The sequence below is a fragment of the Pseudonocardia sp. D17 genome, from assembly GCF_036984265.1.
In the GTDB taxonomy this organism is placed as follows: domain Bacteria; phylum Actinomycetota; class Actinomycetes; order Mycobacteriales; family Pseudonocardiaceae; genus Pseudonocardia; species Pseudonocardia benzenivorans.
Genome location: NZ_BPRG01000136.1, coordinates 130,627 through 150,716, shown reverse-complemented (window position 1 = coordinate 150,716; position 20,090 = coordinate 130,627). Strand labels below are relative to the sequence as shown.

General features: G+C 74.3%; 18 protein-coding genes. 3 read left to right on the top strand and 15 right to left on the bottom strand.

Annotated features, from left to right (window positions below; genetic code table 11):
- Window positions 1-157: 157 nt before the first annotated feature.
- A complete protein-coding gene (gene ligA / locus PSD17_RS21250; protein WP_445261030.1) occupies window positions 158-2,596 on the bottom strand; it encodes an NAD-dependent DNA ligase LigA in 2,439 nt (812 codons plus the stop codon).
- Between the two features lie 12 nt (window positions 2,597-2,608).
- Window positions 2,609-3,442 (bottom strand): LLM class flavin-dependent oxidoreductase, encoded by an 834-nt coding sequence (locus tag PSD17_RS21245; RefSeq protein ID WP_339124253.1) that lies wholly within the window; start codon window positions 3,440-3,442, stop codon window positions 2,609-2,611.
- A 258-nt stretch (window positions 3,443-3,700) separates the two neighbouring features.
- Here PSD17_RS21245 and PSD17_RS21240 point away from each other — a divergent pair, with 258 nt between their 5' ends.
- Window positions 3,701-4,447 carry a Clp protease N-terminal domain-containing protein gene (locus PSD17_RS21240; protein WP_339124252.1) on the top strand — a complete coding sequence of 249 codons (747 nt, stop codon included), beginning with the start codon at window positions 3,701-3,703 and terminating at the stop codon, window positions 4,445-4,447.
- 7 nt (window positions 4,448-4,454) lie between these two features.
- Here PSD17_RS21240 and PSD17_RS21235 read toward each other — a convergent pair whose 3' ends face one another.
- Window positions 4,455-5,552, bottom strand: a complete 1,098-nt coding sequence (locus tag PSD17_RS21235) for a pyridoxal-phosphate-dependent aminotransferase family protein (RefSeq protein WP_041759441.1) — start codon at window positions 5,550-5,552, stop codon at window positions 4,455-4,457.
- Between the two features lie 79 nt (window positions 5,553-5,631).
- Between PSD17_RS21235 and PSD17_RS21230 the strand changes: the two genes are divergently transcribed.
- Window positions 5,632-5,937: a hypothetical protein gene (locus PSD17_RS21230; protein ID WP_339124250.1), complete on the top strand. Its 306-nt coding sequence runs from the start codon at window positions 5,632-5,634 to the stop codon at window positions 5,935-5,937.
- A gap of 93 nt (window positions 5,938-6,030) precedes the next feature.
- Here PSD17_RS21230 and PSD17_RS21225 read toward each other — a convergent pair whose 3' ends face one another.
- Genes PSD17_RS21225 through PSD17_RS21205 form a run of 5 tightly spaced genes read right to left on the bottom strand, consistent with a single transcriptional unit; the run spans window position 6,031 to window position 11,808 of the window.
- Window positions 6,031-7,296 (bottom strand): methionine synthase, encoded by a 1,266-nt coding sequence (locus tag PSD17_RS21225; RefSeq protein WP_339124249.1) that lies wholly within the window; start codon window positions 7,294-7,296, stop codon window positions 6,031-6,033.
- Between the two features lie 39 nt (window positions 7,297-7,335).
- Window positions 7,336-7,893 carry a TetR/AcrR family transcriptional regulator gene (locus PSD17_RS21220; protein WP_158703346.1) on the bottom strand — a complete coding sequence of 186 codons (558 nt, stop codon included), beginning with the start codon at window positions 7,891-7,893 and terminating at the stop codon, window positions 7,336-7,338.
- Window positions 7,894-7,928: 35 nt separating this feature from the next.
- On the bottom strand, window positions 7,929-9,125 hold the full coding sequence (locus PSD17_RS21215) for an acyl-CoA dehydrogenase family protein (protein WP_339124248.1): 1,197 nt from the start codon (window positions 9,123-9,125) through the stop codon (window positions 7,929-7,931).
- Window positions 9,122-10,264, bottom strand: coding sequence for a thiolase family protein (locus tag PSD17_RS21210; RefSeq protein ID WP_339124247.1), 1,143 nt, complete (start codon window positions 10,262-10,264; stop codon window positions 9,122-9,124). The genes PSD17_RS21215 and PSD17_RS21210 overlap by 4 nt, the downstream gene beginning before the upstream one ends.
- Window positions 10,261-11,808 (bottom strand): class I adenylate-forming enzyme family protein, encoded by a 1,548-nt coding sequence (locus PSD17_RS21205; protein ID WP_013673945.1) that lies wholly within the window; start codon window positions 11,806-11,808, stop codon window positions 10,261-10,263. The genes PSD17_RS21210 and PSD17_RS21205 overlap by 4 nt, the downstream gene beginning before the upstream one ends.
- A gap of 305 nt (window positions 11,809-12,113) precedes the next feature.
- On the opposite strand from PSD17_RS21205, the gene PSD17_RS21200 reads away from it, so the two are divergent.
- Window positions 12,114-12,407 carry a DUF1330 domain-containing protein gene (locus PSD17_RS21200; protein ID WP_013673944.1) on the top strand — a complete coding sequence of 98 codons (294 nt, stop codon included), beginning with the start codon at window positions 12,114-12,116 and terminating at the stop codon, window positions 12,405-12,407.
- Between the two features lie 3 nt (window positions 12,408-12,410).
- On the opposite strand, the gene PSD17_RS21195 is transcribed toward PSD17_RS21200, so the two are convergent.
- The 7 genes from PSD17_RS21195 to PSD17_RS21165 form a co-directional block, all read right to left on the bottom strand.
- A complete protein-coding gene (locus PSD17_RS21195) occupies window positions 12,411-13,304 on the bottom strand; it encodes a DUF1206 domain-containing protein (protein ID WP_339124245.1) in 894 nt (297 codons plus the stop codon).
- A 71-nt stretch (window positions 13,305-13,375) separates the two neighbouring features.
- The gene (gene mnmA / locus PSD17_RS21190) at window positions 13,376-14,455 is read right to left on the bottom strand and encodes a tRNA 2-thiouridine(34) synthase MnmA (protein WP_339124244.1); all 1,080 of its coding nucleotides are present in this window, start codon (window positions 14,453-14,455) and stop codon (window positions 13,376-13,378) included.
- Complete coding sequence (locus PSD17_RS21185) at window positions 14,452-15,711, bottom strand: cysteine desulfurase family protein (RefSeq protein ID WP_103383860.1); 1,260 nt, start codon at window positions 15,709-15,711, stop codon at window positions 14,452-14,454. The genes mnmA and PSD17_RS21185 overlap by 4 nt, the downstream gene beginning before the upstream one ends.
- 130 nt (window positions 15,712-15,841) lie before the next feature.
- Complete coding sequence (locus PSD17_RS21180; RefSeq protein WP_339124243.1) at window positions 15,842-16,906, bottom strand: lysophospholipid acyltransferase family protein; 1,065 nt, start codon at window positions 16,904-16,906, stop codon at window positions 15,842-15,844.
- 71 nt (window positions 16,907-16,977) lie between these two features.
- Entirely contained in the window at window positions 16,978-17,763 is a 786-nt protein-coding gene (locus tag PSD17_RS21175; protein WP_339124242.1) for a GNAT family N-acetyltransferase, read from the bottom strand.
- A 253-nt stretch (window positions 17,764-18,016) separates the two neighbouring features.
- Window positions 18,017-18,964, bottom strand: a complete 948-nt coding sequence (locus PSD17_RS21170) for an electron transfer flavoprotein subunit alpha/FixB family protein (RefSeq protein ID WP_103384455.1) — start codon at window positions 18,962-18,964, stop codon at window positions 18,017-18,019.
- 27 nt (window positions 18,965-18,991) lie between these two features.
- Entirely contained in the window at window positions 18,992-19,780 is a 789-nt protein-coding gene (locus PSD17_RS21165; protein ID WP_013673937.1) for an electron transfer flavoprotein subunit beta/FixA family protein, read from the bottom strand.
- Between the last annotated feature and the right edge of the window lie 310 nt (window positions 19,781-20,090).

Here is a 20,090-nt window from a genome sequence, read left to right as displayed (position 1 = left end):
CCTTCGGACACCGGACGGGGTCGCGGTCGTGAACGGTCGGCCGCGCGGGCCGGGGTCATCCGCGACGGCCCGGGGGGCGTGAGTGGCGACCATCGGCACTCACCGGGGTGTCGGCGGCCGGGGGCGCGGTGCGCCGTCGAGAGCCGAGCAGAGCCGGTCAGGCGTCGCCGATCGTCGCGACCTTCCGCGCCGCCTCCGGGCCGTCCGCGAGCAGGACGCCGAAGCCGGCCTCGTCGAGGATGGGCACCCGCAGCTCGAGCGCCTTGTCGTACTTCGAACCCGGCGCGTCACCCGCGACGACGAACGAGGTCTTCTTCGACACCGAGCCCGCCGCGCGACCGCCCCGGGCGGCGATCGCCTCCTTGGCCTCGTCGCGCGAGTACCCCGCCATCGACCCCGTGACCACGATGGACATGCCCTCCAGCGTGCGCGGGACCGACGTGTCGACCTCGTCGACCATCCGCACCCCCGCGGCCCGCCACTTGGCCACGACGTCGCGGTGCCAGTCGACGGTGAACCAGTCGCGCACGGCGGTCGCGATCGTCGGGCCGACGCCCTCGACGCCCGCGATCGGGGCGATCGCCGCGGCGAGGGCCTTCGCCTTCGCCCGCGCCGCCTCCCGCGCGGCCCTGGCCGCGGCGACGGCGGCGTCCTCGGCGGCCGCGGCAGTCTCGGCGGCGGTGCCGTCCTCTGTAGCGGCGCCGTCCTCGGTAGCGGCGCCGTCCTCGGTAGCGGCGCCGTCGCCCCCCGCCGCCCCCGCCTCGACGGGACCGCCACCCCCGGAGCCCGGGATCTCGCCCTCCCCCGGGTCGTCGGCGTCGGCCGCGGACCCGTCGGAGGTGATCTCCACCCCTGCCTTCGCCGTCTCCTCGGCGGCCCGGGCCGCCGCGTTCTCGATCGCCTCCAGCGACCCGAACTCGCGGGCCAGCGCCTGGGCCGCCGTCGGCCCGACATGCCGGATCGACAGGCCGACGAGCACCCGCCACAGCGGCCGGTCCTTGGCCTTCTCCAGGTTGTCGAGCAGCTTGCGGCCGTTGGCGCTGAGCACGCCGGCCTTGGTGCGGAAGAGGTCGACCCGCAGCAGGTCCTCCTCCGTCAGCGCGAAGACGTCGCCCTCGTCGGCCACCACACCTGCGTTGAGCAGCGCGGTGGCGGCCTCGTAGCCCAGGCCCTCGATGTCGAAGGCGCCCCTGCCTGCGACGTGGAACAGCCGCTCCCGCAGCTGCGCGGGACAGGACCGGGCGTTGGGGCACCGGATGTCGACGTCGCCCGCCTTCTGGTGCGCGAGCTCGGTACCGCACTCGGGGCAGTGCGTCGGCATCACGAACTCGCGCTCGGAACCGTCGCGCACGTCGATGATCGGCCCGAGCACCTCGGGAATGACGTCGCCCGCCTTGCGGATGACGACCCGGTCGCCGATCAGCACGCCCTTGCGGCGCACCTCGTCGGCGTTGTGCAGCGTGGCGAGCGAGACCGTCGAGCCCGCGACCGTGACCGGCTCCATGAACGCGAACGGGGTGACCCGCCCGGTACGACCGACGTTGACCCTGATGTCGAGGAGCCTCGTGGTGGCCTCCTCGGGCGGGTACTTGAACGCGATCGCCCAGCGCGGGGCCCGCGACGTCGCGCCGAGCCTGCGCTGCAGCGCCACCTCGTCGACCTTGACGACGATCCCGTCGATCTCGTGCTCGATGTCGTGGCGGTGCTCGCCCCAGTACTCGACGTGCGCGACGACCTGGTCGATCCCCTGCACGATCTTCGTGCGCCCCGACACGGGCAGACCCCAGGCGCGCAGGGCGTCGTAGGCCTGGGACAGCCGCTCCGGGTTGAAACCCTCGCGCTTGCCGAGGCCGTGGCAGATCAGCCGCAGGTTGCGCGACGCGGTGACCCGCGGGTCCTTCTGCCGCAACGAGCCCGCGGCGGTGTTGCGCGGGTTGGCGAACGGCGGCTTGCCGGCCTCGACCAGCGAGGCGTTGAGCGCCTGGAAGTCCTCGAGGCGGAAGTAGACCTCGCCGCGGACCTCGAGCAGCGCGGGCACGGGGAACTCGGCGGTGCCGGTGAGCTGCTCGGGCACCTCGGCGAGGGTGCGCATGTTGAGCGTGACGTCCTCGCCGGTGCGCCCGTCGCCCCGGGTGAGTGCCCGGACCAGCTTCCCGTTCTCGTACAACAGGTTCACCGCGAGTCCGTCGATCTTCAGCTCGCACAGGTAGTGCACGTCGGTGCCGATCTCGCGGCCGACGCGCTCGGCCCAGGTGCGCAGCTCGTCGGCGCTGAACGCGTTGTCGAGGCTGAGCATCCGTTCCAGATGGTCGTGCGCCGCGAACTCGGTGGCGAACCTGCTGCCGACCTTCTGCGTCGGCGAGTCCGGCGACACGAGATCGGGGTAGCGCTCCTCGAGCGCCACGAGCTCCCGCCACAGCTCGTCGAACTGGCCGTCGGACACCACCGGCGCGTCGAGCACGTAGTACCGGAACTGGTGGTCGGCGACCTCGGTGGCGAGCGCGGCGTGCCGCTCCCGGTCCGCGTCGGGCGCGGGCTCGGGCGCGGGACCGGTGGACGTCTCGGTGCTCACGCGGGAGAGGTTAGTGGCGGGCACCGACAGAGTGCCTCAGGAGAGCCCCAGGTCGGCGAGCCGGTCGAGCTGGTCGGGGTCCGGCGCCCAGTGGTAGCAGACCAGCTCGTCGACGCCCAGGTCCGCGAAGTCCCGCGCTGCGGCGACGACGGCGGCGGGCGCGGTCAGCAGGCCCGCCGCCATCCGGTCCGCGTCGCCGGTGAACGCGTAGTACGCCCGCATCGAGGCACGCGCGGCGTCGGCGACCGACGGCGGCCCGAGCGCGACGTCGACCTGTGCGACGTTGCGCGGCATGCCTTCCCGGCCCGCGGCGACCCACTCACGGGCGACCGTCGCCAGCAGTGCCTCCGCCCACGACGGCGCCGCGGCGCAGAGCAGCCCGTCGCCGTGGCGGGCGACACGGGCCGACGCGGCGGGCCGGAAGGCGCCCAGCAGGATCTCGGGTCCGCGGGGGCGCAGCGGGGCCGGTCCGACGCCGGTCGTCCCCGCCCACTGGGAACGCACGTCGCGCAGCTGGGCGTCCAGGCGTGCACCACGACCACGGGGGTCGACGTCGGCGGCGGCGAAGTCGTCGTCGCGACCTCCGATCCCCAGCCCCAGGGTGAAGCGGCCGCCGCAGAGCCGGTCGAGCGTCGCAACCTGGCTGCCCAGCAACGCGGTGGCGCGCAACGGCGCGAGCAGGACCTCGGTCTGCAGCCGGATCCGGGTCGTCGCCCCGGCAAGGACGGCGAGGGTGACGAGCGGCTCGGGGTTGTGCCAGACCAGGCGGTCGAGCAGGCCGAGCGTGGCGAGCGGGCCGGCGTCGGCGCGGGCGGCCCAGTCGTGCAGGACGGCCGGGTCGTCGACGGGCAGACCGATTCCGATCGTCATCGGGAGGAGCTCCTTCGGGCAGGCGGATCCAGGACCGCCCGCTCCTGGCGAGGATCACGCCGGCGTCCCTCTGCGGCATCGTTCTCGCGGAACCACCTGTCGGAGTCGTCGACGACGCCAGCGCGCCCCGCCGCGTCCCGTCACCGCTTTCCGGCTCACCCCCGTGGGCTCGCGGCAAGTCCTGTCGAGGCCCGACCCTGGAGCGGACTGCGTCAACCTGGGGTTGACATCTGTTTCGCGTCAACCCACAGTTGACGTATGGACGACACCTCCGCCGGCCGTCCCGCCGTCCGGCTCGACGACCTCATCGACACCGTGCACCACCGCAGCCCCACCCCCGACCCGCTCGACCGGCTGGGACAGGCCGTCCTCGTCGCCGACGACCTCGGGGAGGCCGCCGACCACCTCGTCGGCCACTTCGTCGACCAGGCCCGCCGGACGGGTGCGTCCTGGACCGAGATCGGGCGGGCGATGGGCGTCACCAAGCAGGCGGCGCAGAAGCGCTTCGTCCCACGGGCCGGGGAGGAGGACCTCGCCGGCGGCCTCTACGCGCGCTTCACCCCGCGCGCCCAGAACACGGTGCTCGCGGCCCAGCAGGCCGCGCTGCGACTGCAGGCGGCGGAGGTGACCAGCCGGCACCTGCTTCTCGGGCTGCTGACCGAGCCGCAGGCGATCGCGGGCGAGGCGCTGCGCCGGCTCGGTGGCGGCGACCTCGACCGCATCAGGGAGACCGCCGAGGCCGGTGCCGGGCCGGCCGTCGAGGATCCGCCGCCCAACCCGCCGTTCAGCAGCGGCGCCCGCAAGATACTCGACCTGACCCGGCGTGAGGCGCTGCGTCTGGGGCACAACTACATCGGCACCGAGCACCTGCTGCTCGGCATCCTGGCCGACCCGGGCGACGGCGCCGCGACGGTGCTCGCCGGTTTCGGGGTCGAGCACGCCGCCACCGAGGCGTTCGTCCACGAGGCCCTGGCGGCGGTGACGGCCGCCAGGAGGCCCACGTGAACGGAGGTCAGGCCAGCAGCTCCCGGACCGCACCGAGCAGGGTCACGACCGAGCGCTCGGTGGCGGCGTGGCCCATCAGACCGATCCGCCACGCGCGGCCGGCGAAGTCGCCGAGCCCGCCGCCGACCTCGATGCCGTACTCGGCCAGCAGGCGCTTGCGCAGCGAGCCCTCGTCGAGGCCGTTGGGCAGCGTCGTGGCCGTCAGCTGCGGAAGCCGGTGCGACTCGGGCGCGATGAGCCCGAAGCCCAGCTCCGGCAGCGCCGACTGCAGCAGCCGGCCGATCCGGTCGTGGCGCGCCCAGACCTGCTCGACGCCCTCCTCGAGCAGCCGGCCCAGGCCCGCGTGCAGCGAGTACGCCAGCGTCGAGGACGCCGTGTGGTGGTAGGTGGGCGGGCTCGCGAGGAAGTACTCGTGCAGCAGCCCGAGGTCGAGGTAGAACGACCGGACCGGCGTCTTCCTGGCCTTCATCCGGGCCACCGCGCGCGGGCCCAGCGTCACCGGCGCGAGGCCGGGCGGGGCGCCGAGGCACTTCTGCGACGCGGAGTACGACGCGTCGATCTGCCAGGCGTCGACCTCGAGCTGCGTGCCACCGAGGGCGGTCACCGCGTCGACCAGCAGCAGCGTGTCGGTCTGCGCGAGGGCGGGACCGATCGGGGCGACGTCGTTGCGCACACCCGTCGACGTCTCGGCCGCGACCACCGCCAGCACCGCGGCCTGCGGGTTGGCCTGCTGGGCGGCGACGAGGTCGGCCGGGTCGATCGGGGTGCCCCACGGCGCCTCGACGCGCACGACCTCCGCGCCACCGCGGCGCGCGACCTCGCACAGCCGCTCGCCGAAGTACCCGTTGACCCCGACGATGATGGTGTCGCCGACCTCGAGCAGCGACGCGAGGCAGGCCTCCATGCCGGACGAGCCGGTGCCGCTGACCGGCAGCGTCAGCTCGTTCCCGGTGCGGAACACCTGCTGCAGCTGCTCGCGGATCTCGCGGATCACCGCGAGGTACTCCGGGTCGAGGTGGCCGAGCACGGGGCGGGCGAGGGCCTCCATGGCCTCCGGGTACGGCTCGGAGGGGCCCGGGCCGAGCAGCAACCGATCTTCGTGCATACCGGCGACGGTACTCTCCACCCCCGCACGACCGAACGACCGGAGCGCGGGACGCCCGGGCCCGCAGCGAGGGGTGACGATGCTGGTGGCCTGCGACGACGGGATCGTCCTCACCGGCGAGCACCACGAGCGGCTGGTCGAGGCGCTCCCGTTGGGCGTCGAGGCAGAAGCTCTCGAGGGTGCGCCGGCCGACTGCCGCACCGTCACCCACCTCGGCACGACCGTCTCCGCGAGCCGCGAGATCGCGTTCGACCTGCGCACCGCGATCCGCCTCTACGAGCGCGTCCCACTGGGTGACCACGACGTGGAGCTCACCCTCGACGACCCGACCCTGCTGGCGTGGCTGCGCGGCCGCGGCGGGAACGTCGAGGTCCTGGCCCCGTGAGGAGGCCACCCGTTCTGCAGGAACGGCACTTTCCCGCAACTGGGCTGCGGGAAGGTGCCGTTCCTGCAAGTCGGGGAGCGGCTCTGCAGGACCTCAGCGCTCGTCGACGTCCTTGTCCCCCGTGGGGTCCAGGAACGCCTCGCCCAGCTGCCGGCACAGGCCCAGGGCGGTGCGGGCCCAGTCGGGGGTAGCACCGGCGAGGCCGCAGGTGGGCGTCGGGACGGCCAGTTCGGCGAGGCGGTGCCGGGCGAACCCGAGCCGGTCGGCGAGGTCGAAGGCGCGCTGGGCGAGCACCGCCACCTCCGGCGTGCGGGCGGGCGCCGTCGTGCGGACGAGCCCCAGCATGATCGGCGTCCCGGCGTCCCAGACCTCCCCGACCGCGTCGAGCGCGGCGGGCAGGGCGGTGTCTCCGGAGATCGCGCGACGGGTTCCGTCGATCCCGATGGCCGCGGCGCCGACCCCGGCGAGGAGCTTCATGGGCGGGTCGTCCGCGCAGCAGTGCAGGACGACCGGGGACCCGACGGCGGCGAAGGCGTCGACGGCGTCGCGCAGCAGGTCGGCGGCGTCGTTCTCCTCGACCGCGCGGACGGTCCCGTAGCCCGACGCCGTCGGCAGCGAGCCACGCAGGACGGCGGGCAGGGCCGGTTCGTCGAGCTGGACGACGACCCGGGCCCCGGTCCGCGCCGCGACCTCGGCGACATGTCCGCGGAGCCCCTCCAGCAGGCTGGCCGCGAAGTCGCGGACGGCGCCGCGGTCGGAGAGGACCCGGTGCCCGGCGTGCGTCTCGACGGTCGCGGCGAGCGTCCACGGGCCCGCGGCCTGCACCTTCACCCAGCCGGGCCGGATCGCGTCGCAGGCCTCGTCGAACGCGTCGAGGTCGCCGCGCATCAGGTCGACGGCGCGGCGATGGTCGCGCCCGGGGCGCTGGGTGACCCGGTAGCCGGTCGGCACGACCTCGACCGCGATGTCGACGAGCAGGCCCGCGGTGCGGCCGGTGAGGTCCGCGCCGACGCCGCGGCCGGGCAGCTCCGGGACGAACGGCATCGCGCCCACCTCGCCCGCCACGATCGCGGCCGCCTCGCGCACGTCGGTGCCGGGCATCGAGCCGACGCCCGTCGCGATGCCCGCGGGCCAGCGCGGCAGGTCCTCGGGCTCCTCGTCCGCCTCGGGCGTCGTGACGACGATGCCGCCCCCGACCTGAGGCGGAGCGGGGGCGCCCGGCACGGCGTCGGCCAGGCCGGCGGCGGCCAGGGCCGCGGAGAGCGGGTCGGCGGGGGCGGGCGGCGCGACGCCGCCGAGCCCGGCCTTCGCCAGCGCCTCGGCGAGCGCGTCGGCGGCGGGGTCGCTCTCGGAAGTCATGGCCGACGGTCTATCAGATGGGCCCGCCTCAGGCCTCACTCACAGGAGGTTGACCAGCGACGCCGCGACGTGCTCGGCCAGCTCCTCCGGGGAGAGGGCGCCTGCCGGGTCGTACCAACGCCGCAGGTAGGCGAGCGAGCCGAGCGCGAGGTACGTCCCGATCAGGGCGTCCCCCCTGTCACCGGCCACCTCCGCCGCCACCTCGCGGAAGACCGCGGCGTGCTCACGGGACAGCTCGCGGACGCGGGCGTCGAGCACCGGGTCGGGCAGGTGCATGAGGAACAGCGGCGCGAACGACGGGTAGTCCCGCAGCTCGACGAGCGCCTGCGACACGAAGAGCCGCCGCAGCCGGTCGACCGCCGGCCCGCCCGAGGACGCGACCTCGCGGAGCCGGGCGACGACCTCGGCGGTCGCGTTCTGCACCGCGGCGAGGAACAGGTCCTCCTTGGACGGGTAGTAGTGGTAGAGGCTGGCGCCGCGCATGTCGAGGCGCGCGGCGATCTCCTCCAGGCTCGCCCGCTCGTAGCCGCGCTCGGCGAACACCTCGGCGGCGACGCGCTCCATGAGCCGCTGCCGCTCGGCCCGTTTCCGGGCCACCCGTGACACGGGCGCGCCGACCGATCCCACGGAGGTCACACCGGCAACCCCAGGCCGCGCGCGATCAGCATCCGCTGCACCTCTGACGTCCCCTCGCCCACGGTGAGGATTCTCGCGTCCTGATGGTGCCGCGTCGACGCGGTCTCCTCCATGAAGCCGTACCCGCCCGCGAGCTGGGTCGCGGTGTAGCCCGCGGAGTTGGCGAGCTCGGAGGCGACGAGCTTCGCGATCGCGGCCTCGCGCTCGATCCGCAGCCCGCGGTCGTACTTCCAGGCGCCGTCGTAGGTGAGCACGGTGGCCGTGGCGACGGCGGCGGCAATGTCGGCGACCTGGAACGCGACGCCCTGGTGCCCGCCCAGCGGCCTGCCCATCGAGGCGCGCTCCCCCACGAACCGCACGCTGTCGACGAGACAGCCCCGCGCGACGCCGATGCTCATCGCGGCGATCGGCAGCCGCGCCCACGTCAGGAAGCGCAGCGCCTCGCGGTAGCCGCGGCCCTGTTCGCCGAGCAGGGCGTCGGCGGGCAGGCGGACGTCGTCGAAGTACAGCGGATGGGTGTCCGACGAGCGCCAGCCCTGCTTGGCGTACGCGGGCCCGACGGTGACGCCGGGCGCGTCGAGCGGGACGAGGAACGCCGAGACGGGTGGGCGCCCGGTGCCGGGGTCGTCGTCGGTGGCGGCGAAGAGGATCACGTAGCGCGAGAACGGCGTGCCGGAGTTGGTGATGAACTGCTTGGCGCCGTTGATCACCCAGTCGTCGCCGACGCGGCGGGCGCGGGTCCCGATGTTGCCGGCGTCGGACCCGCCGGAGGGTTCGGTGAGCCCGAAGGAGACGAAGGTGCTGCCGGCGGCGGCGCCGGGGACGATCTCCTTGAGCAGGTCGGTGCGGTCGGCCGCGAGGTGCACGAGCAGCGCGACGCTGATCGCCTGGACGTGGACGGTGACGGCGAGGGAGGAGTCGACGGTGGCGATCTCCTCGGCGGCGAGGCAGGCGGAGCGCAGGTCGGCACCGGCGCCGCCGTACTCCTCGGGCGCGAGCAGCCCGAACGCGCCGAGCTCCCCCGCGGCCTCCACCAGTTCGGGCGAGAAGCGGGCTTCCACGTGGCGCTGGGAGGCGCCGGGGGAAACGACGTCGGCACAGAACCGCCGGACCGTCTTCTGCCACTCGCGGTGCTCGTCGTCGAACGCCCAGGGCACGTCGTAGATCGCGCCGGTCCGAAGCTCGTCCGTCATGAAGTTCCCCCCAGTACATGGACGACGGCACACGCCACGTCCGTCCCGACGATCCCGCCGAGGTTCTGCGCCATCGCGATCCGGGCGCCGTCGACCTGCCGGGCGCCGCCGCGGCCGGTGAGCTGGGTGTGCAGCTCGACCAGCTGGGCGACGCCCGTCGCGCCGATCGGGTGCCCGCGTGCCAGCAGCCCGCCGCTGGTGTTGACGGGTCGGGCCCCGCCGAGCCGGGTGGTCCCGCCCTTGACCAGGGCCTCTTCCGAGCCGGACGCACACAGCTGCAGCTGCGCGTACAGCTCCAGCTCGCCGACGGCGGTGGCGTCGTGCAGCTCGACGAGATCGAGGTCGTCGGGTCCGAGCCCGGCGCGCTCGTACGCAAGGGATGCCGCACGCGAGACGGCCGTCGGCATCGACGCGTCGTCCCCGCGGCCGCTGGTCATGGCCGACGCCAGGACGCGGACCGGCCCGGGCGAAGCGGAGAGGACGACCGCGGCCGCCCCGTCCCCCATCGGCGCGCACATCCGCAGCCGCAGCGGCCCGACGATCGCGCGCGACGCCAGCACCTCGGCCGCGTCGAGCGGGGTCCGGTACTGCGCCAGCGGGTTCAGCGAGCCGTGGGTGTGGTTCTTGGCCGCGATCTCGGCGAGCAGGGACTCGTCGAGGTCGTCGCGGCCGGCGTAGTGGTCCATGAAGATCGTGCGGTCGGTGGGGGGTTCGGGATGCAGCGCGCGCATCTCCTCGAGGTCCATCGACGCGTCGAAGGCGCGGAAGGCCTTCTCCCGGTCGGGGTGCACGAGCTTCTCGTAGCCGACGACGAGCACCCGCCGGTGCAGCCCCGCGACGACCGACTGCCACCCGAGGTATGCGGCCACCGCCCCGGAGGCACACGCGTTCTCGATGTTGACGACGGGCACACCCCGGATCCCGGTGCCGCGCAGCACGACCTGCCCGCGCACCGACTCCTGGCCGGTCATCAGCCCGTCGACCGCGTTGCCGACGACGACCGCGTCGACGTCGGCGGGTCCGAGCCCGGCGTCGGCGAGCGCGGCGGCGACGGCCTCCTCGACGAGGTCGCGCGGGCTGCGGTCGAGGTGGCGCCCGAACCGGGTCATGCCCGATCCCTGGACGAACACGTCGGTCATGCGCCGTGCACCCGCCGGTCGTGGCCCGCCCAGTGCGGTTCACGAAGCACCTTGCGCTGCACCTTGCCGACGACGCTCTTGGGCAGCGGTTCGGTCGTGATCTCGACGCGGCCGGGCTTCTTGTAGGAACCGAGCCGGTCGCGCACGAGTGACACGACCTCCTCGGCCTGCAGCGTCGACCCGGGGGCGACGACGCAGACCGCCATCGGCGTCTCGCCCCACTTCTCGTGCGGCACACCGAACACGGCGACCTCGACGACCTCGGGATGGTCGTTGATCGCGCTCTCCAGCTCGGCGGGCCAGATGTTGAACCCACCGGAGACGATCATGTCGTCGGCCCGGTCGAGCACGTACAGGTAACCGTTGACGTCGAGGCGGCCGATGTCACCGGTGCGGACCCAGCCGTCGATCAGCCGGGTCCGGGTGTGGACGTGGCCGGGGTCGTCCCAGAACTCGCGCATCTGGCCCTCGCACTGCGCGTAGATCTCGCCCTCCTCGCCGAGGGGCAGGACGGTCTCCCCGTCGGCGTCGCGGATCTCGATGCGCACGAACGGCAGCACCCGGCCGGCGGCGCGCATCGGCGTCGAGCCGGGCACGTCGGAGAACCACTCCGCGGGCGTCATCTCGGTGAGCGGCACGGCCTCGGTCTGCCCGAACACCTGGTGCATGACCTCGCCGAACACGCGTCGGCCCGCCTGAGCCGTGGCGTCGGTGATCGGGGCCCCGCCGACGAGCACGCACTGCAGCGCCGACCAGTCCCGGCCCGCCGCGGAGGGTTCCGCACTGAGCATCTGCACCATCGACGGCGGCGCGAACATGTGCGTGACGGCGTGGCGCTCCATCATGTCGAGCACCTTCACCGCGTCGAACCCGCCGAAGAGCAGGTTCGCGCTGCCGTGCAGCCACGCGGGCAGGAACAGGTAGCCCGAGGCGTGCGAGATCGGTCCCGCGTGCCCGACGACGCTGTCGAGCTGCAGCAGCGGGAGCCGGCAGTACCAGTTGCGGCAGTTCACGAGCCAGTCGTGCTGGGTGTAGCCGACGCCCTTGGGCCTGCCCGTCGTTCCCGCGGAGTGCCGGATGACATACCAGTCGTCGTCGCCCACGACGACGTGCGGGTCCTCGGCCGGCTGCGACGCGAGCCAGTCCTCGTACCCGGCGTCGCGCACGACGATGTGGCGCAGGCAGTCCACGGTCGCGTCGAGCCCCTTGACGCCGTCGGCGTACGCGGCGTCGGTGAGCAGCACGACGGCACCGGTCTGGCCGATCATGTGCGCGTGCGCCTCGGCCGAGTTGCGCGCGTAGAGCGGCACCCGCACGGCCCCGGCGATCGCGGCGCCGATGAAGAGATCGGCCGCGCCGAGGTTGTTGTCCTCCAGGCCCGCGACCCGGTCGCCCGGCCGGACGCCGAGCGCGATCAGGGCGTTGGCGAGCCGGACGCCACGGTCCCAGGCCTCGCCGTAGGTGAGCGAGCGGTGCTCGTCGATCAGCGCGGTGCGGTCGCGGTGGAACGCGACGGACTGCCGCATCATGTCGGCCACGTACACGGCGGACCTCCTCGCCGACGCCGGTGTCGGACCCTGCGAGCATGGCCCCGCTCGCCCAGAAGTTCAAGGCATCAGCAGAATTTCTGCTCATTCATAGGGGTTGTCCGGGGATCGCCGTCGCCAGGCCTGGTGATCCGGGTGGTTCGCGGGAAGGCGGAGCCGGGTCGGCATCCGGGCGTGTTCGGGTTCGGCACCGACGCAGGAACGGGCCGCCCGGGCGCGGGACCGCGGCGAGTGGTCCGCCGGAGGCCCCCTATCGGCCCGCATACGATGCCCTGACGAACACCTGACGAAAGGCGGCGAGCGTGGCGAAGGGGTACTGGGTCGTGACCTACCGGTGGGTGACCGACACCGACGCACTCGCGAGGTACGGCGCACAGGCGGCGCCGGTCGTGCTCGAGGCCGGGGGTCGCTTCGTGACCCGGGGCGGGAAGGTCACCGCACGGGAGCACGGGCTCGCGGAGCGCACCGTCGTCGTCGAGTTCGCCGACTACGACGTGGCCGTCGCGACCTACGAGAGCCAGGCCTACCAGGACGCCGTCCGCATCCTCGACGGCGTCGCCGAACGGGACTTCCGGATCGTCGAGGGCGCCGCGTAGCGCTCACCGCTTGCGGCAGCGGGCGTCGAACAGGCAGTAGAGCCCGAACACGGCCAGCCCGGCGGCCAGCGCGAGCAGCAGTGCCGGGCCGTAGGGCTGGGCGCCGAGCGTCTGCACGCCGGCGTCGAGCCCGACGGGCTGCGCGGGGTCGTAGCGCACCGCCGTACGCACCGTGAGGACGCCGGCGGTCAGGTAGGCCAGCCCCAGCGCCACCCAGCCGACGTGCCCGGCGAGCACCCCGAGCCGGCCCAGGCGCGGTCCGCAGCGCGACAGGTCCAGGTCGCGACGGAACCCGCCCCGCAGCCCGCGCCACACCGCGAACCCGGCGAGCACCGCCACCCCGACACCTGCCGCCCCGACCAGCCACTGGCCGCCGGGCCAGCGCAGCACCGTGCTCAGCACCGAGCCCTGCGACGACCCGCCCGCGGCGATCTTCGCGGCCGAGACGGCGAGCGTCGCGAAGATGCCGGCCTCCGCCAGGTCGATCGCGCCGCGCAGCACCCGGCGCCCGACGGACGGCCCGCGGTGGCCGAACACCACCTCGGCGAGCGTCCAGAGGGTCAGCGCGGCCAGCCCCGCGACCGCCAGCCACAGGGCGACCCGGCCCACCCCGGTCTCGGCGACGGTCGCGAGCGCGCCGGTCTTGTCGGCGCGCTCCCGGTCGCCGAACGCGACCTGGACGGCCAGCGACGCGATGACGAGGTTCACCGCCCCGTAGGCGACGAGCCCGATGCGGCCGAGGACACGGACCGGCTTCGACGTCGCGACGTCCTCGGCGGTGTCGGCCGCACCGGTGTCGGGGCCAGCGGTGTCGGGGCCAGCGGCGTCAGCCGGGTGCGTGTCCGTCGCGACGGTGTCCGGGTCGTCGGACGGGCGGTACAGGACGTCGTCGGGCACACGCCACCTCCGGTCGGCCGGAGCGCAGCATGACCCTTTCGAGCGGTTCGCGCCACTCGTCCGGGTGGCGGTCAGCGGGCGGCGCTGATGACGGCACTGCCGAGGACGACGTCACCGCCGGGATCGGGCCGGTAGAACGCCGCCGACTGCCCGGGCGCGACCCCGCGCAGCGGCTCGCCCAGCTCGACGTGGAGACCGTCGCGGGCGGTCGGCCATGCCGTGGCCGGGGCCAGACCGCCGTGCGCGCGGACCTGCACGACGCAGCTCACCGGTCCGTCGGGCGCGGTGCCGCAGCCCCACACCGGGGTCTCGGTGTCGATCTCGCGGACGTCGAGCGCCTCGGCCGGGCCGACCGTCACCGTCGCGCTCACCGGCTCGATGCCCAGCACGTAGCGGGGACGGCCGTCGGCGGCGGGCCGGTCGACCCCGATCCCCTTGCGCTGCCCGACGGTGAAGCCGTGCACGCCTGCGTGGTCGCCGATGACCTCGCCGCTCACCGCGTCGACGATCGGGCCCGGCCGCGCACCGAGCCGCTCGGCCAGGAACGCCCGGGTGTCGCCGGAGGGGATGAAGCAGATGTCGTGGCTGTCGGGCTTGTCGGCGACCCGCAGGCCCCGCTCGGCGGCCTCGGCCCTGACCTGCGCCTTCGGGGTGTCGCCGATGGGGAACAGCGCGTGCGCGAGCTGGAACGGTGTGAGTACCGCGAGCACGTAGGACTGGTCCTTGCCGTCGTCGACCGCACGCCGCAGGACACCGTCGGAAAGACGGGCGTAGTGCCCGGTGCAGACGGCGTCGAAGCCGAGCGCGAGCGCCTTGTCGAGCAGCGCCGCGAACTTGATCCGCTCGTTGCAGCGCACGCAGGGGTTCGGCGTGCGGCCCGCGGCGTAGGCGGCGACGAAGTCGTCGACCACCCCGGCGGAAAACGGCGCGGCGAAGTCCCACACGTAGAACGGGATGTCGAGCACGTCGGCGGCACGGCGCGCGTCGTCGGCGTCCTCGCGCGAGCAGCAGCCCCGCGATCCCGACCGCAACGCATCGGGTGTCTCCGACAGCGCGAGGTGGACGCCGACCACGTCGTGGCCCGCATCGACCGCGCGGGCCGCGGCAACGGCGGAGTCGACCCCGCCGCTCATCGCGGCGAGGACCCTCATCGCGCGACCGCCCGTGACGTTGCCTCCCTGCCCGGCTGCTGCGCCGCCGCGGGGCGACGGTGCGCCGCCGCGTTCTGCCCGGCCCGGCGGGCCCGCTCGACGACCGGCCCGATCGCCGCGGCGAGGGCGTCGACGTCGCGCGCGGTGGACGTGTGGCCCAGCGACAGGCGCAGCGAACCGCGCGCCGTGGCCTCGTCGGCGCCCATCGCCAGCAGCACGTGGCTCGGCTGCGGGACCCCCGCGGTGCACGCCGAGCCGGTGGCACACTCGATGCCCTGGGCGTCGAGCAGCATGATCAGGCTGTCGCCCTCGCAGCCGGGGAACGACAGGTGCGCGTTGCCCGGCAGCCGCGACGGGCCGCCGTCGATCGTGTCGGTGCCGGGGTCGCCGTTGAGGACGGCGTCGGGCACCGCCGCCCGCACCCGCTCGACGAGCTCGTCGCGCAGCGCGCCGATCGTCGCCGCCCGCCGCGGCGCGTCGGCCACCGCGAGCTCGACGGCGGTGGCGAGCCCGATCACCGACGGGGTGTCGAGGGTGCCGGAACGGACGTCGCGCTCCTGGCCGCCGCCGTGCAGCAGCGGCGTCAGCGACACGCTGCGGCCCAGCAGGAGCACACCCGCGCCGTAGGGCCCGCCGAGCTTGTGGCCGGTGAGGGTGAGCGCGTCGGCACCGCAGGCGGCGAAGTCGACCGGCAGGATGCCCACGGCCTGCACCGCGTCGGTGTGGAACGGCACGCCGAACTCGTGGGCGACGGCGGCGAGCTCGCGGATCGGGTTGACGGTGCCGACCTCGTTGTTGGCCCACATGACCGACACCATCGCCGCGCTGTCGGGGTCGCGTTCCAGCGCCGCGCGCAGCACCTCGGGGCGCACCCGGCCCTCGGCGTCGACCGGCAGCAGCTCGACGTCGGCGCCCTCGTGCTCGGCGAGCCAGTCGGCCGAGTCGATGACGGCGTGGTGCTCGACGGCCGAGACCAGGACCCGGGTGCGCCGGGCGTCCGCGTCGTGCCGGGCCCAGTAGAGGCCCTTGACCGCGAGGTTGTCGCTCTCGGTGCCACCCGTGGTGAAGACGACCTCGGACGGCCGGGCACCGACCGCGCCCGCGATCGTCTCGCGCGCCTCCTCGACCCGCCGGCGTGCGCGCCTGCCGGAGGAGTGCAGCGCGGAGGCGTTGCCGGTCGTCCCCATCGCCTCAGCGACGGCGGCGACGGCCTCCGGGATCATCGGCGTCGTCGCCGCGTGATCCAGGTACGCCACGGCGCCGTGGGAGCCGGTCGACCCGGTCCCGGTCGCGTCGGTCACTGAGCTCACGAGGTCCTGCCCGTCCCTGTCCGTCGTCAGGACGTCCAGGGTAATCGCCGTCTCCCTCGGGCCGTCCGCGGGCGGGTCACGCGGCGACTGCGGTGTCCCCCGCCGGGCCCGGCGCCGCACCGGCACGCTCCCCGTCGGCACCCTCACGGTCGGCGCGTCCCTCGCCGGCGCGCTCCTCACCGGCGCTCTCCTCACCGGCGCTCTCCTCGACGCGCTCCCCGGCTGCGGGGACGGCCCGCAGCGCGCGGACGCGCGCGCCGGTCACCGCCTGCCGGGCCTGCGCCGCCAGCGTGCGCCGGTCCGCACCCGGGCCCGGGCGCAGCACCGGGTGCAGCGTGAGCTCGCAGACCAGGCCGTCGAGGGCGAGGACGCGGCGCAACGAGGCGGCGAGCGTCTCGTCGCCGACGAACGCCGCGGCGGTCGTCGGACGGCCGTCGGCCGCCCGCAGGTCGAGCGTGACGGGCCGGACCGGTGCCCCGGAGTCCACCGCGGCCTGGAACACCGCGCGCCGGAACGGACCCGCGGCCGAGCCGCACCAGGTCGTCCCCTCGGGGAAGACGCCGACGACGGCACCCGCGCGCAGGGCCGCGGCCGTCTCGGCGACGACCCCGGGCAACGCCCGCAGCCCCGTCCGGTCGACGAACAGCGCGCCGCTGCGCGCCGCGACCCGTCCGACGACGGGCCAGTCGCCGACCTCGCGCTTCGCGACCATCCGGACCGGCTGCACCGCACCGAGGGCGAGCACGTCGATCCACGACAGGTGGTTGGCCACGACGAGCACACCGCCCTCGTCCGCGAACGAGGAGCCGCCCGTGACCCGCAGCCGGATCCCGGCCGCACCCAGCACGGCGCGGAAGACGTGGCGCATCGCGACGCCGGTGGCGCGGCGACCGAACGGCGCGACCAGCGGGAGCGTGAGCACCGCCGCGCCGACGACGGTGAGCAGCGCGGCGGCGCGGCGGGCGGAGCGCAGCCGTGCGGGCCGGGCCTGCGGTGGCAGACAGTCCGGCCCGCACGGCGAGTACGGAGGCCAGGGGCCGGCGTCGCGCTCGGTGGCGCGCGGCACCCCGGGGTGGGTCGGGTGCTGGACGACGTGCGGGACGTGCGCACCAGGGACATGGGCGACAGCGGCGACGCCCATGTCCCGCGGACGACGATCACCACCGCGGGCCGGGGCGGCAGGAGCCCCTGTCGGCGACACGGCCGGCGTGCTCACGCGATGGCGCCGAGGAAGTAGCGCAGGTAGCGCTGGTCGAGGTGCTGCACGTCGAGCAGCACGAAGAAGTCGGCGCAGCGGAAGTCGGGGTCGTGGGCGGGCGGGCCGCCGATCCAGGTGCCCAACCGAAGGTAGCCGCGCAGCAGCGGCGGCATCGCGAGCCTGCCCGACCGCACGACGGGTCCCGGCCGCCACGGGTTGTGCGGCGCGACGCGGTAGAGGTCCGGCGCGAGGTGCGTGGCCTTGACCCGCTCCCAGACGCCCGCGGCGAGCGCGCCGTCGGCACCGTCCTCGCCGTCGAGGGGCACGCTGGCGCAGCCGGCGAGCCAGCGGTTGCCCGACAGCAGCATGTAGCGGGCCAGGCCGGCCCACACCAGGCTGACCACGGCACCGTTGCGGTGGTCGGGGTGCACACAGGAGCGGCCCGTCTCGACCAGCTCGGGGCGCAGCCCGTCGAGGGAGGTGAGGTCGAACTCGCCGTCGGCGTAGAGCGCACCGGCCTCGCGGGCGCGAGCGGGCGGCAGCATCCGGTAGGTGCCGACGACGCGGCCCGTCGCGTCCTCGCGGACGACGAGGTGGTCGCAGAACTCGTCGAACCGGTCGACGTCCAGGCCCGGCACGCGGCTGTGCAGGGTGGCACCCAGCTCGTCGCCGAACACGTCGTGGCGCAGCCGCTGGGCCGCGCGCACCTCGTCGGCGTCGGTGGTCAGCAGCAGCGAGTAGCGGCCGGCCGGGGTCTCGGGGGTGGTGTCCAGCACCCGAGAGGAGATCGAGGAGGTCACGCCCCATTTGGTACGGGTCGCAGACGAACGGACGATCCGTGCCGCGGCGGCCGTCGGGTGGCGACCGGGTGAACTCCCCCGGACGGACCCCGCGCTGCGCGCCCCAGCCCGCCCCGGCCCGGCCCGATTGCAGGAACGGCACTTTCCCGCCGCCCAGTTGCGGGAAAGTGCCGTTCCTGCACGAAAGAGCCGCCAGCGGCCCGAGCAGCACGACGCCCCCGGTCCGCAAGGGCCGGGGGCGTCGTCGGAGACGTCAGGACTTGCGCTTGACGATCTCCTCCTGCAGCTGCGGCGCAACCTTGAACAGGTCGCCCACGACCCCGAAGTCGGCGATCTCGAAGATGGGCGCCTCGGCGTCCTTGTTGACCGCGATGATCGTCTTCGACGTCTGCATGCCGGCGCGGTGCTGGATCGCGCCGGAGATGCCGAGCGCGATGTAGAGCTGCGGCGAGACCGTCTTGCCCGTCTGCCCGACCTGGAACTGGTGCGGGTAGTAGCCGGAGTCGACGGCCGCGCGCGAGGCGCCGACCGCGGCGCCGAGGGAGTCGGCGAGCTTCTCGACGATCTCGAAGTTCTCCGCCGACCCGACACCACGCCCACCGGAGACGACGACGCTCGCCTCGGTGAGCTCCGGACGGTCGCCACCGGCCAGCGGCTCGCGCGCGGTCACCGTCGCGGACCGGCCCGCTGCGGCCGGGACCTCGACGCTCTCCTCGGCACCGGCGCCGTCGGCCTGCTCGACCTCGACCGAACCGGGCCGCAGCGTGATCACCGGGTGCGCGGTGTTGGCCTTCGCCTCGGCGATGTAGGCACCGCCGAACACCGAGTGCGTGACGCCCTCGGGCGAGACCGCGACGGCGTCGCCCAGCAGCGCGGAGTCGGTGCGGACGGCGAGCCGCCCTGCGATCTCCTTGCCGTCCGCGCTCACCGAGATCAGCACGGCGGCCGGGTTCGCGGACTCGACGAGCGAGGCCAGCACGGACACCTGCGGGGTCAGGAAGTCGGTGGAGTCGGTCTCCGCGACGTAGATCTTCGCGGCGCCGTGCGCCTTGAGCCCGTCGGCCAGCTTGCCCGCGGTGCCCGCCGGGCCGACGACGACCGCCGACGGCTCGCCGAGCGCGCGGGCCGCCGTCAGCAGCTCGTAGGTGCTCTTCTTGTTCTCACCCTCGACGTGGTCGACGAGGACCAGGACCTCGGCCATGGTGGATTCTCCTTCTCGTCGGTGGGGTCAGACCAGCTTCTGCGCGACCAGGTAGGCGGCGATCTTCGCGCCGCCGTCGCCCTCGTCCTCGATCTTCTCGCCCGCGCTCTTCGGCGGCTTGGGCTGCGAGCTCGTGACCGTGGACAGCGCGTTGGCCAGCCCGACCTCCGACGCGTCGATCCCGGCGTCGGCCAGCGACAGCGTCGCGACGGGCTTCTTCTTGGCGGCCATGATCCCCTTGAAGGAGGGGTACCGCGGCTCGTTGATCTTCTCGTTGACCGAGACCAGTGCGGGCAGCTCGGCGGTCAGCTTGGTGACGCCGTCGTCGGTCTCGCGGGTGACGCTGACGCTGCCGCCCTCGACCGTGACCTCGCGCGCGTGGGTGAGCGCCGGGACGCCCAGGATGTCGGCGACCATGGCGGGCACGGCGCCGGCGCGGCCGTCGGAGGCCTCGTTGCCGGCCAGCACCAGGTCGAAGCCGCCGTCGACGGTCCCGATCAGCTTGGCCAGCGCCTTGGAGGTCTGGACCGCGCAGGAGCCGTGCAGCGCGGCGTCGGACAGGTGCACGGCCTTGTCGGCGCCCATGGACAGCGCCTTGCGGATCGCGTCGGTCGCCCCGTCCGGGCCCATCGTCACGACGGTCACCTCGGTGCCGTCGTTGGCCTCCTTGAGCTGCAGGGCGGCCTCGACGGCGCGCTCGTTGATCTCGTCCAGCACGGAGTCGGTGGCCTCGCGGTCCAGCGTGCCGTCCGAGCCGTCGAGCTTGCGTTCGGAGTAGGTGTCGGGCACCTGCTTGATCAGCACGACGATGTTCATCGGACCTCTTCGACCTCCTGCCGGTGCGGGAGCCGCGCCCGTCCGGTGCGCGACCCATGTCTCGGAAATGCTGCTCGGACGGTCCGCCCGCCCGGTCGCCACCCTGCCCGCCGTGGTCGGAGAGCGTGTCGGCGGTGCCCGCGGACCCTCGTCGCGAACGTCCGCGGTGTGTCCCGGATGGTTCCGCCGCGAACCGTCGATCCCTGCGGCCATTGTCGTCGCGGGTCCGGGGCGCGGCAAACGATCGCCGGGGTGAGAACCCTCACCAATCAGTTCAACATTTCAGCTTTCACAGCGGTTAGACGGTTCT

Coding starts and splice junctions, on each gene's coding strand:
- PSD17_RS21170 (WP_103384455.1), bottom strand. CDS start 18,964: ATGGCCGAGGTCCTGGTCCTCGTCGACCACGTCGAGGGTGAGAACAAG.
- PSD17_RS21235 (WP_041759441.1), bottom strand. CDS start 5,552: ATGCACGAAGATCGGTTGCTGCTCGGCCCGGGCCCCTCCGAGCCGTAC.
- PSD17_RS21240 (WP_339124252.1), top strand. CDS start 3,701: ATGGACGACACCTCCGCCGGCCGTCCCGCCGTCCGGCTCGACGACCTC.
- PSD17_RS21245 (WP_339124253.1), bottom strand. CDS start 3,442: ATGACGATCGGAATCGGTCTGCCCGTCGACGACCCGGCCGTCCTGCAC.
- PSD17_RS21230 (WP_339124250.1), top strand. CDS start 5,632: ATGCTGGTGGCCTGCGACGACGGGATCGTCCTCACCGGCGAGCACCAC.
- PSD17_RS21210 (WP_339124247.1), bottom strand. CDS start 10,264: ATGACCGACGTGTTCGTCCAGGGATCGGGCATGACCCGGTTCGGGCGC.
- PSD17_RS21225 (WP_339124249.1), bottom strand. CDS start 7,296: ATGACTTCCGAGAGCGACCCCGCCGCCGACGCGCTCGCCGAGGCGCTG.
- mnmA (WP_339124244.1), bottom strand. CDS start 14,455: ATGAGGGTCCTCGCCGCGATGAGCGGCGGGGTCGACTCCGCCGTTGCC.
- PSD17_RS21165 (WP_013673937.1), bottom strand. CDS start 19,780: ATGAACATCGTCGTGCTGATCAAGCAGGTGCCCGACACCTACTCCGAA.
- PSD17_RS21180 (WP_339124243.1), bottom strand. CDS start 16,906: ATGGGCGTCGCCGCTGTCGCCCATGTCCCTGGTGCGCACGTCCCGCAC.
- PSD17_RS21215 (WP_339124248.1), bottom strand. CDS start 9,125: ATGACGGACGAGCTTCGGACCGGCGCGATCTACGACGTGCCCTGGGCG.